The sequence below is a fragment of the Flavobacterium sp. ZE23DGlu08 genome, from assembly GCF_030505335.1.
In the GTDB taxonomy this organism is placed as follows: domain Bacteria; phylum Bacteroidota; class Bacteroidia; order Flavobacteriales; family Flavobacteriaceae; genus Flavobacterium; species Flavobacterium algoritolerans.
This window is the reverse complement of sequence record NZ_CP130045.1, coordinates 3,388,659-3,400,599: the sequence shown is the minus strand read 5'-3', so window position 1 is coordinate 3,400,599 and position 11,941 is coordinate 3,388,659. Positions and strand designations below refer to the sequence as shown.

Genomic DNA, 11,941 nt, shown 5'->3' with positions numbered 1-11,941 from the left:
AAAATGAGTACTAAAGAAAAAGTAAGAGAAAGAGTAAGTGTAAAGGAATCAATCAGTTTAGATAATGAAATAGTAGTTTACAATGATGATGTAAATACTTTTGACCACGTTATTGAAACATTGATTCGCGTTTGTGATCACACTCCGGAACAAGCGGAACAATGTTCATTAATTGTACATTATAATGGGAAGTGTACCGTAAAAACGGGTCCTTACGAAAAATTAAAACCACAATGCACTCAATTATTAGAAGCAGGATTAAATGCGGAGATAATTTAAGAATAGTTAAACTTCCCTTTTAAAAATAAATTACTGTGAATAATTCAAAAACATTCTCTTTTATTCTATATTTGAATAAAAAAAAGTGTTTTTATGGAAGAATATGGTAAAATTTTAGTTTTTGTAATGCCTATTTTTTTGATTTTAATTATTATCGAAAAAATATACGGGCATTACAAAGGGGAAGACACTGCGCCAAACATGGATTCTGTTTCGAGCGTAAGTTCTGGAATGGTTAATTCCTTAAAAGATGTTTTAGGACTCAGCATAACACTGGTTTCTTACGACTGGATTGTCTCTAAAATAGCTTTATTTGATCTTCAAGCAAGCTTTCTAACTTATTTTATTGGATTTATAGCTATTGATTTTTATGGCTATTGGAGTCATCGTTTGTCTCATCAAATTAATTTTTTATGGAACAAACATGCCATTCATCACAGTAGTGAAGAATTTAATCTGGCCTGCGCACTTCGCCAACCGATATCCAGTTTTGTGAATCTGTTTACCTTTTTATTGATACCGGCCGCTCTTTTAGGAGTTCCTTCCAAAGTGATTGCAATAACGCTTCCTATTCATTTATTTCTTCAATTTTGGTATCATACGAAGCATATTAAGAAAATTGGTTTTCTGGAGAACATACTGGTTTCGCCATCACATCATAGAGTGCATCATGCCATCAACCCAGAATACATGGACAAAAACCATTCTCAAATATTCATCATTTGGGATAAATTGTTTGGTACTTTTCAAGCAGAATTAGAAACTGTCCCACCCGTTTTTGGAATCACAAGACCAGCGAGAACCTGGAATCCCATTCGGATTAATTTTCAGCATTTATGGTTATTGATTACAGATGCTTGGCGCGCTGAAAACTGGAAAGACAAATTCACAATTTGGTTTAAACCAACAGGCTGGCGTCCAGAAAATTTTGAAGAAAAATATCCCGTAACCAAAATTACCAATGTTTATGATTTTGAAAAATATGGTATTCAACATTCTAAAAAATTGATGTATTGGTCCCTTTTTCAAGCTATTATCACCTTACTACTCATTAGTTACCTCTATAATTCTATTGCTCTGATAGGTTTACCAAATGTATTTATTTACGGCGCATTCATCTTCCTGACCGTTTATAGTTACACAGAATTAATGGATACCCGTAAAAGTTCTATATTCTGGGAAAGCATGCGTTTTGCATTTGGAATTGGACTAATTTTCTATTTTGGCGATTGGTTTGGCATGAATCAGCTATTTCCTTTTGCGAGTTACGTCATGCTAAGCTATCTCATTTTGTCATTGATAGTAACCCTTTATTTTGTCAGCAGTAATTTTGAAAAAGAAACAATGATTGTAGCTCAATCTTAAAAACAACATATGAAAAGCGATATAATATTAAAGAGTTTTATTGGGTTTAGTCTTTTTTATCTTTCGTTTCTATTATTTGGGAATGAAAATACAGTTTGGTTTTTGAAACCCTATTTATTGCCATTTTTAATTCTCGCTGTTTATTTTCATGAAAGGTTTATTACCAAAAAAATTCTTTTAGCGGCTTTGACTTTGTCATGGATAGGCGATATTATTTTGATGTTTGCTGACAAAGGAGAATTGTATTTTATAGCAGGATTGATTGCTTTTCTTCTATCACACATTTCCTATATCACACTGTTCAGCAAACAATTAAAGATTTATTTAAAGAAAAGTAAAATCATCTTCTGGGTAGGAGTTACAGCAATTGCCTTTTATTTAATAGTAATGATGTTGATTTTACTGCCAAGTCTGGGAGACTTAAAAATTCCTGTTTTTGTTTATGCCTTGACTATTTCAATTATGCTGTTATTTGCATTGAAAGGCTTTTTAAACTGGCAAAAACCTGCCAACATCTATATTTTAATTGGCGCTATTATTTTTGTAGCCTCAGATAGTATTTTGGCGTTTGACAAATTCTATACTCCATTGCAATACAGCTCATTCCTGATTATGGCAACCTACTTAACCGCACAATACTTGATTGTTACCGGTATTTTAAAATTAAACAAAAAAAAGTAGCATTTTCATAAGAGAATGCTACTTTGATTTCAGATGTATTTCGATTAGTGAGGTAATTTATTTTTTAATAATCCATATAAATAAGTTCCCAAAAGAGCTCCGAAAAGCACTATCAGAACGGTCCAAAAACCGGCTCCAAGCAAAATAAATATAGGACCTGGGCAAGAACCTACCAATGCCCAACCCAATCCAAAAAATAAACCGCCAATCCAGTAGCGAGCAGATCCTTTTTCTTTATCCGGAATTTCAATTGATTCTCCTTTGATGTCTTTTATATTGTTTCGTTTTATGATTTGAATACCAATAATTCCTGTCAAGATAGCCACAGTAATAATTCCGTACATGTGGAATGACTGAAATTGAAACATTTCATAAATGCGATACCAAGAAACTGCTTCAGATTTAGTCAGTACAATTCCGAAAACAAATCCAACCAACAGATATTTTATTATATTTTTCATGCTTTTGCTTTTAATGTTAAGTTTATTCTGGTTGCCTTACAATTTTATTTTACAATTAATGGCAATAAAAAATGCGCCATTATCAATCCACCAATGAAAAACCCGATAACCGCTTTCAAAGAAGGAATTTGTAAATTACTCAAACCTGAAATAGCATGTCCTGAAGTGCAACCACCAGCATAACGAGAACCAAAACCTATCAAAACGCCACCGATAAGCAGTATAAAAATACTTTTTGGAGATTCTAAAATAGATATCCCAAAAAGAGCATCTGGCATTAGTTTTCCGTTTGGAGCTTCAATACCAAGTTGTGCTAATTCTGCAATTGTTTTAGGATTAATAGCCACATTTGAAGCATCTCCCATAAAATGAACGGCAACAAAACCGCCTAACATAGCTCCAAGAACGACTACTAAATTCCAGCGTTGTGCTTTCCAATCAAAATCAAAAAAGGCTACTCGTTTTCCTAAACCAGCCATAGAACACAATGAACGTAAATTAGAAGACATCCCGAAAGACTTCCCGAAATAAATCAAAGAAAGCATAATCATACCAATCAAAAACCCAGAAATATACCAGGACCATGTTTGAAAAATAATATCCATATTGTTTTTTTGTGCAAAGATAAGAAGCATTTGATGAGATTTTGGAAGAAATGCGACATTCGGTTAAAAAGTGCTAATCCAAATTATTACGGGAACTCGCATTAAGGTCTAAAGTTCTGTTTATATTTGTATTATTTAAATTACACGGTATTGTAATTGCTATATAAATTTCACCTGATAAATTTACACTGAACATGAACAAATCAATCTTTTTTATTGCTTTACTAATCGGTATGGCTTCCTGCTCAAGTACACAATCTACTTTGAAAAACACCGATGATAACGCGCCAAACCTTACCCTTTCAAAAGACAATACTTTTGTGATTACTGAGTACAGTAAAGACAAAAAATATGGCTATGACAAAGATTATCCCATCAATATTTTCTTTAACAACACCAAAAATGAAACCATCAATCAGCAACGTTTTTTTAATGCTCTTGCCGGACCGAATGGCGAAGCCATAACCTATACGAAATTAGAAAACTGTTGTCCGTTTCCAACAAAAAGAAGCGAATTAGGTGCCGGTTTTTTGGATGTTTATAAAGTAAAGTGGGAAGGTCAGAAAAAACCCGTTACGCTATACGTGAACATTTACGAAAAAGGAATATTGATGGTTCCTGTGGGACTTTCATTGAAAAAATAATAGCTCTAGAATCCCAAAATATCCTTGCAAACCAATCCCCTAGCCCTGATGGTCCCGAAGCGTCGGGAGAAATCCTCCCGTTTTTTCGGGAGATTGCAACGTACAGCGGGAAAAAGCTCCCAATAAAACGTTAATCCAAGAAATTATTTGCAAATCATAAATAGTAAATCGCAAATCATAACTACCTTTGCATCTTTAAAAAATTCATATTATGAACCTACAACATATTCCACAAATTAAATATACTGACAGTGGTAATTTCTTTCTGCTAGCTGGTCCTTGTGCCATTGAAGGTGAAGAAATGGCAATGCGAATTGCCGAAAAACTAGTTGGTATTACTGATAATTTACAAATTCCTTTCGTTTTTAAGGGATCATTCAAGAAAGCTAACCGTTCTAGAATTGACAGTTTTTCAGGAATTGGTGACGAAAAAGCATTAAAAATCCTTAGAAAAGTTTCTGAAACATTTAAAGTTCCTACTGTTACTGATATTCATACGAACGAAGATGCGGATATGGCTGCTCAATATGTTGATGTATTGCAAATCCCTGCTTTTTTAGTGCGCCAAACCGATTTAGTAGTGGCTGCTGCCAATACCGGAAAAGTGGTAAACTTGAAAAAAGGACAATTTATGAGTCCAGAAAGCATGAAACATGCGGTTCAAAAAGTATTGGATTGTAATAATGAAAACGTAATGGTTACGGATAGAGGAACGATGTTTGGCTACCAAGACATGATTGTTGATTTTAGAGGAATTCCTACTATGCAACAATACGCTACAACTGTTCTTGATGTTACACACTCATTGCAACAACCCAACCAAACCGCTGGTGTGACTGGAGGAAGACCAGATATGATTGAAACCATTGCCAAAGCTGGTATTGCTGTAGGTGTGGATGGAATTTTTATAGAAACTCATTTTGATCCTGCTAATGCAAAAAGCGATGGAGCAAATATGTTGCATTTAGATTACTTTGAATCATTAATGACCAAGTTAGTTGCCATCAGAAAAACAATAAATACATTTTAAATTTAGGCCCCAAATTCATTGAAACATTTTTTTTTATTTTCAGCATTCCTAATTATACTATTTACTAATACTACAATTGCACAGGAAAAAACAGTAATACAAGATCGATACACCAGCCATAATAAAGGGAAATTTTTTATTTCATGGGGAGGAAACAGAGATAGTTATACTAAATCTGACATCACTTTTAGTGGAAAAGACTATAACTTTACTCTGGATAATGTACAAGCGCATGACAAACCAAAAGGATGGCATGTTGATTATCTCAATCCAGCAAGGATGACTATTCCCCAAACTAATTTAAAATTGGGGTATTTTATAAATGATCATTATAGTGTAGCAATAGGCGTTGACCACATGAAATATGTGATGACACAAGATAAGGCCGTAAATATTGATGGTTTTTATCCTAATCCGGGATCATATGATGAGTTGTTACCTAACGATCAGGTGCTTTTGACGGAAGAATTTTTAACTTTTGAGCATACCGATGGTTTAAATTATGTACACACTGAATTTTCAAGACACGATGATATTTCTTCTATTTTCAAAATTAAAAATACAGACAAAATTCAAGTTAATCTAACTGAAGGAGTAGGTTTTGGTCTTTTGTATCCAAAAACTAATACAACATTATTAGGAAAAGAACGTCATGATGATTTTCATGTTTCCGGTTATGGAACTTCTTTGAAAGCAGGTTTGAACATCACTTTTTTCAAGCATTTTTACCTTCAAGGAGAACTTAAAGGCGGTTATATCAATATGCAGGATATACGAACTACAACAAGCTCCGAAGATACTGCTTCACAGGACTTTTTCTTCTTTCAAAGAATTATTGCTGTGGGAGGAATATTCAAAATATAATAGCACACAAATAATAATAAAAACGAGGCTGCCTGTAAATTGACAGCCTCGTTTTGTTTAATCTAATTTTTTATTTTAATGAATCAGATGCTTCAATTTTAATTATAAATTTGTTTCTTGCATCGCTTTTATTATAAGTATTTATTAGCTAAATTTGAATATTAAGTTTTTTCCAAAAGAACAAAAGTAAAGAATTCATAAAATTTGTATTTGCCCAAAATCCTAATGATAAGTAACCTCTAAAATCAATGACTGTAAAAAAAAGTAATCCTGATTCAGAAGGGATCTATCACTTTGATAATTTTTTTAATATCTCCGCTGATTTTATTTGTATTGCAGGATTTGACGGCTTTTTCAAGAGAATAAATCCCGCTGTTTCAAAATTATTAGGCTTTTCTGAAGAGGAATTATATGCTAGACCTATAAGTAGTTTTGTTTATACTCCAGACCTTAAAATCACAATCGAAACCAGAGAGCAAGTATATAAAAACAAGCCCCTTTTAAATTTCGAAAATCGGTATTTAACGAAAAGCGGAGAGATTGTTTGGCTATCTTGGACATCTATGCCAGTTGAATCCGAAAAATTAGTGTATGCAATTGCCAAGAACATCACTCACAAAAAGAAAGTAGAAGAAGAGCGCAATTTACTTCTTGCAAATCTTACACAAATCAACAAGGAACTTACTGTTTTATCACACAAAACTTCCCATGATTTAAAATCACCTATCAATAATATGCTTTCGGTTTTTAGTCTTATTGATGTTTCTAAAATCAATGATCCGGAAACACTGGAATTGATTAATATTCTTAAATTAACCAGTGAAAATTTAAAAGAAACATTAAACGAATCTATCGATGAATTGGTAGAAAATGAGAATATAAATACTCAAATTGAAGAAATAAATTTAACCGAATCACTTGCTGAAGTCCTTGCATCCATAAATTCCTTGGTAAGCGATTCAAAAGCAATTATTAATGTTGACTTTTCAGCTTTTGAGAATGTTACTTTCAACAAGGCCTACATTAAAAGTATTTTTCTGAATTTACTAACCAATTCCATTAAATATTCAAAACCACATCAAGTACCAGTAATTACTATTCAATCTAGAAAAAATAATGGCGTGAACCAATTAATTTTTTCTGATAATGGGTTAGGTTTTGATATGGATAAAGTGAAAGACAAGATTTTTGGTTTATATGAAAAATTTCACAGTAACGTTGACAGTAACGGTATAGGATTGTATCTGGTTTACAATCACATCACAAGTTTAGGTGGCCGAATAGCGGTAGAGAGCAAAATAAATGAAGGTGCTACATTCACTATTTCCTTCAAATATTGAAAAAAATAGCATGTAGCACCTTCACAAATTAGGGTGTTTTATTTTACAATTCCATTCTGATCTATCAAATACATCAGTGAAGCCATAGTTGCCGCTCCTAATTCTAATTCTCTTTTATTGATAGCATCAAAAGTATCATTTGCAGCATGATGGTAATCAAAATAACGTTGTGAATCTGGTTGTAATCCAGCTTTTACGATATGATTTGATTTCAATGGACCAATGTCAACACCAGAATGTCCTTTTACAAATTTATGAACTAAATACGGTTCGAATAAAGTTGCCCAACTACTGATTTTATTGAAATTTGCTTCATCAGCATCAATTGAAAAACCTCTTGGTGAAAATCCTCCTGAATCACTTTCTAAAGCAAAAATATGGTTCTCTTTGTTTTTGTTGGATTGATCTTCATATTCTTTTCCGCCGCGAACACCGTTTTCTTCATTCATGAACAATACCACACGAAGTGTATTTTTAGGTTTATATCCTATATTTTTAAAGATATTCAATACTTCCATACTTTGCACACATCCAGCGCCATCGTCATGAGATCCGTCCCCTAAATCCCAGGAATCAAGATGTCCTCCAACGACCATTATTCTATCTGGATGTTCAGAACCCGTTATTTCTCCCACAACATTATAAGACAAAACATCATCAAATGTCTGACACGATTGTTTTAAATAGAATGGAGCGTTTGGTTTTTCTTTTAAACTTTTACTTAAAAGTTCAGCCCCATTTGTACTAATAGCAGCAGCCGGAATTCGTTGTTCTTTTGAAATTTCTCCATAATTGGTTCCTCCAGTATGTGGCAAATCATCCAATCGTAAATTCATCGATCTCACAATTACGGCTAATGCACCCAGTTTTCCCGCTTCTCTTGCTCCTGATGATCTTTGGTCGACACAACTGCCGTATGCTTTGAAAGTTTCAATAAATTCAGGGTTCATAGGTCTGTTAAAAAAGATTATTTTCCCTTTTACTTTTTCTTCCCCTAATGCTGTTAATTCCTCTATACTTTTTACTTCAATTACAGTCGCTTGTACTCCTTTTTTGGGAGTGGCAACAGAGCCGCCGAGCGCGCATATTGGAAAACTGATTTTTTGATTTCCAAATTGTAAATACGCAATTTCTTTTTCGCCTCTAACCCATTTTGGAACCATCACTTCCTGAAGATATACTTTATCTAATCCAAGTGTTTCTAATTGCGCTTTGGTATACAAAACTGCTTTTTCGGCTCCGGTTGTACCCGATAATCGAGAGCCAATTTTATTGGATAAATGTTCTAGCCAAGGATAACATTTGGCATTCGTTAAGGATGATTTATAAATTTCCTTCAAGGTTTGTTCTTCTTTAGTTTGTGCAAAAAGAACAATTCCGTTAAGGAATAGTGCAACACATAAAATTGATTTTCTCATAATTTAATTCGGTGATGGTTTGAATTTTTTGGCTTCAATAGGAACGGCAATTTCGTGATTCTTAACGAATATTTGATACCACATTCAAAAAAAATCTTGAAAATTATTTTTTCTGAATTTATAAAAAACAAATAAAGCCATTAATCTTCGTGACGTTTTTATAAACACACTTTTTTATAAAAAAAAACCCTTCGATATAAATACCGAAGGGCTGATCATAAATAAACAAACCAAACATTTACTTAATCAACACAAAATCAACTTTATTGTCAGTGCTGGAATCCGTGCCTACAAAAACTTGAAAAGCACCCGGTTCAGCAATAAATTGTAAATCAGAATTATAGAATTTTAATTCTTCAACAGAAATTTCGAAAGTTACTGTTCGTTTTTCTCCTTTTTTAATGGATACTTTTTGGAATCCTTTCAATTCTTTTAAAGGTCTTGTAACCGATCCTACTAAATCTCTTATGTACAATTGAACTACTTCTTTCCCGTCAAAATTTCCAGTATTTGTAACGTCAACGCTAACCATTACTTTTTCGTTGAAGTTCATTTTATCAGATGAAATTTTCAAGTTTGAATAGCCAAAAGTGGTATAACTCAATCCAAAACCAAAAGGATATAAAGGTTCATTTCTTTCGTCAATATAATTCGATCTGAATTTTTCAAATTTCCCTTCCTTGTTTGCAAGAGGTCTTCCGGTATTTTTTTGATTGTAATAAATCGGCACTTGTCCTACGCTTCTTGGAAATGTAGCTGTTAATTTTCCGGAAGGATTTTCATTTCCAAACAAAACGTCAGCGATTGAAGCTCCTGCTTCGCTTCCTGCAAACCAAGTATTCAATATTGCTGGAACAGTTTTATGTTCCTGAACCAATACCAATGGACGGCCTGTAAACAAAACCAAAACAACTGGTTTTCCTGTTTTCAACAATGCTTGTAATAAGTCTTTTTGAGCTTGTGGAATCTCCAAATTAGTTCGACTGCTGCTTTCTCCTGACATTTCTGCTGATTCCCCTAAAGCCGCAACAATTACATCTGATTGATTGGCTATTTTCAAGGCTTCCGCCAATAATTCCTCGGTAGTTCTGCTATCACGGTGCAATGTTTTTCCGAACATAGTTGCTTTTTCTTCGAAAGCAGCATCATAATCTAAATTGCTTCCTTTGGCGTAAAGCACTTTTGTAGCATCACCGGCAACTTCTTTGATTCCTGCTATTAATGAAATGGATTTATCCATATTAGTAGCCACACTCCAAGTCCCCGCCATATTTTCTTTGGCATCAGCCAATGGTCCAATAACAGCAACTGTTCCTGATTTTTTGAGCGGAAGCAATTGATTGTTGTTTTTCAATAAAACCAAAGATTGCGCTGAAATAGCTCTAGCTTCTGCTCTGTGGTTTTTTGTAAAAACTTCTGTTTTAGCTCTTTTTTCATCACAATATTTATACGGATCATGGAACAATCCCAAATCATATTTGGCATTCAAAATAAGGCGAGCCGCATTATCAATTTGTTCGATACTCACTTTTCCTTCCTCCAATGATTTCTTCAAAGTAGTAAGGAAACCTTCACCCACCATATCCATTTCAATTCCGGCATTTAATGCCAAAGCTGATACCGTTTGTAAATCCCCCATTCCGTGTTCTATCATTTCAGGAATTCCTGTAAAATCAGTCACTACAAAACCATTGAAACCCCATTGTTTTCTCAACACATCAGTCATTAACCATTTGTTTCCGGTAGCGGGAATCCCATCAATTTCATTGAAAGACGCCATAACCGAACCAACTCCGGCATCAATAGCGGCTTTGTAAGGAGGAAAATAATCGTTGTACATTTTTATTCGGCTCATATCAACCGTGTTATAATCACGTCCTGCATCTGGCGCGCCATACAAAGCAAAATGTTTCACACATGATAAAATGGTATTGTTCTTCGACAAATCATTTTGTTGATATCCATTGACCATTGCTTTTGCAATTTGGCTTCCCAAAAATGGATCTTCACCCGAACCTTCAGAAACTCTTCCCCAGCGTGGATCACGAGAAATATCAACCATAGGCGAAAAAGTCCAGTTGATTCCATCGGCACTGGCTTCCTGGGCTGCAATTTGAGCACTTCTTTCAATCAATTTCATATCCCAAGTACAAGACAATCCCAGCGGAATAGGAAAAGTAGTTTCATATCCGTGAATCACATCCATTCCAAAAAGCAACGGAATCTTCAATCGGCTTTTTTCGACAGCAATTTTCTGTACTTCTTTTATTTTCTGAACTGATTTGATGTTGAATAAACCGCCAACTTTACCTTCTTCGATATTCTTCGCCACATTAGAACTACTGGCAGCACCAGTTGTAATATCACCAGAGGTCGGCAAATTCAATTGGCCAATTTTCTCTTCCAAAGTCATTTTCGAAAGTAACTCAGCTACGAATTCTGTTTTGGGTTTAATTTTAACTGCCTTTTTAGTTGTCTTTTTTTGGCTGTAGCCAAAAAGTGAAAAGCCAATAAGGAATATAATAAGTTTAATTTTCATTTTGTCTGTTTTTTGTTTGTTTGAACATCCAATCATAAATTTCTTGGTTGTCATATACTCTTGTCCAACTATCGTGATTTGCATCATCAAAAATCGTTAGTGCCACATTTGTATTACAGGTTTTCAATTTTTTATACATCGCAATCGAATACTCTACATTCACGACATCATCCAGTAAACCATGGAAAATCCGAGTTGGAATGGCTGCGATTTTACAATTCTCTATCATCGGAATTCTATCCACATATCCTGCAATAGGAACAAATGCAGCAAAGGTTTCAGGATGTGCAAAAACTAGATTCCAAGCGCCCCAAGCACCCATACTAAGACCTGTAAGATAAATTCTGTTGCTATCGATATTGTTCTCTTTTTGAATTTTTAAAATCAAACGATAGAGCACTTCTTCATTCCAATATTCATTCTCAGGACATTGCGGTGCCAGAACATACGCATCTAAGTCGTGACTTTTCAAATACTTGAATGGCCCATGCGCTTTTACTTTTCCGATATCGGTTCCTTTTTCACCAGAACCATGAAGAAAAATAATCAGCGGCTTTTTTTCTTTAGTATTCTTTGGAATATGCAAAGCAAAAGTTAATTCGCGTTTTTGCACGATTTCGGTTTTTATTGAACCAATTTCATCCCTTTGAGCAAGAGAAACAATGGAAAATAATAACGTGACTATTGCTAATTTACATTTCATCTAAAAGTTTAT

Annotated in this window: 12 protein-coding genes; 7 read left to right on the top strand and 5 right to left on the bottom strand. The window is 34.1% G+C overall.

Annotation, left to right across the window (positions count from 1 at the left end; genetic code table 11):
* Nucleotides 1-3: 3 nt before the first annotated feature.
* The 3 genes from Q1W72_RS14815 (at nt 4) to Q1W72_RS14805 (ending at nt 2,325) form a co-directional block, all read left to right on the top strand.
* A complete protein-coding gene (locus Q1W72_RS14815; protein WP_099715072.1) occupies nt 4-279 on the top strand; it encodes an ATP-dependent Clp protease adaptor ClpS in 276 nt (91 codons plus the stop codon).
* A 93-nt stretch (nt 280-372) separates the two neighbouring features.
* On the top strand, nt 373-1,644 hold the full coding sequence (locus tag Q1W72_RS14810) for a sterol desaturase family protein (RefSeq protein ID WP_099715070.1): 1,272 nt from the start codon (nt 373-375) through the stop codon (nt 1,642-1,644).
* Between the two features lie 9 nt (nt 1,645-1,653).
* Nucleotides 1,654-2,325 (top strand): lysoplasmalogenase, encoded by a 672-nt coding sequence (locus Q1W72_RS14805; protein ID WP_099715068.1) that lies wholly within the window; start codon nt 1,654-1,656, stop codon nt 2,323-2,325.
* Between the two features lie 44 nt (nt 2,326-2,369).
* Here the strand turns inward: Q1W72_RS14805 and Q1W72_RS14800 are convergent, their stop codons facing one another.
* A complete protein-coding gene (locus Q1W72_RS14800) occupies nt 2,370-2,786 on the bottom strand; it encodes a DUF6691 family protein (protein WP_099715066.1) in 417 nt (138 codons plus the stop codon).
* A 44-nt stretch (nt 2,787-2,830) separates the two neighbouring features.
* Complete coding sequence (locus tag Q1W72_RS14795) at nt 2,831-3,391, bottom strand: YeeE/YedE family protein (RefSeq protein ID WP_099715064.1); 561 nt, start codon at nt 3,389-3,391, stop codon at nt 2,831-2,833.
* A 194-nt stretch (nt 3,392-3,585) separates the two neighbouring features.
* Here Q1W72_RS14795 and Q1W72_RS14790 point away from each other — a divergent pair, with 194 nt between their 5' ends.
* The 4 genes from Q1W72_RS14790 (at nt 3,586) to Q1W72_RS14775 (ending at nt 7,269) form a co-directional block, all read left to right on the top strand.
* A complete protein-coding gene (locus tag Q1W72_RS14790) occupies nt 3,586-4,035 on the top strand; it encodes a 2-dehydro-3-deoxyphosphooctonate aldolase (protein ID WP_099715062.1) in 450 nt (149 codons plus the stop codon).
* Nucleotides 4,036-4,246: 211 nt separating this feature from the next.
* Complete coding sequence (gene kdsA / locus Q1W72_RS14785; RefSeq protein WP_099715060.1) at nt 4,247-5,065, top strand: 3-deoxy-8-phosphooctulonate synthase; 819 nt, start codon at nt 4,247-4,249, stop codon at nt 5,063-5,065.
* 18 nt (nt 5,066-5,083) lie between these two features.
* Entirely contained in the window at nt 5,084-5,929 is an 846-nt protein-coding gene (locus Q1W72_RS14780; RefSeq protein ID WP_099715058.1) for a hypothetical protein, read from the top strand.
* A 248-nt stretch (nt 5,930-6,177) separates the two neighbouring features.
* On the top strand, nt 6,178-7,269 hold the full coding sequence (locus tag Q1W72_RS14775; protein WP_099715056.1) for a PAS domain-containing sensor histidine kinase: 1,092 nt from the start codon (nt 6,178-6,180) through the stop codon (nt 7,267-7,269).
* Between the two features lie 38 nt (nt 7,270-7,307).
* On the opposite strand, the gene Q1W72_RS14770 is transcribed toward Q1W72_RS14775, so the two are convergent.
* The 3 genes from Q1W72_RS14770 to Q1W72_RS14760 all read right to left on the bottom strand — a co-directional run bounded on the left by Q1W72_RS14770 (nt 7,308) and on the right by Q1W72_RS14760 (nt 11,929).
* A complete protein-coding gene (locus tag Q1W72_RS14770; protein WP_121342377.1) occupies nt 7,308-8,687 on the bottom strand; it encodes a M28 family peptidase in 1,380 nt (459 codons plus the stop codon).
* Nucleotides 8,688-8,925: 238 nt separating this feature from the next.
* Nucleotides 8,926-11,226 carry a beta-glucosidase BglX gene (bglX, locus tag Q1W72_RS14765; RefSeq protein ID WP_099716307.1) on the bottom strand — a complete coding sequence of 767 codons (2,301 nt, stop codon included), beginning with the start codon at nt 11,224-11,226 and terminating at the stop codon, nt 8,926-8,928.
* A complete protein-coding gene (locus tag Q1W72_RS14760; RefSeq protein ID WP_099715054.1) occupies nt 11,216-11,929 on the bottom strand; it encodes a prolyl oligopeptidase family serine peptidase in 714 nt (237 codons plus the stop codon). The genes bglX and Q1W72_RS14760 overlap by 11 nt, the downstream gene beginning before the upstream one ends.
* Nucleotides 11,930-11,941: the final 12 nt, after the last annotated feature.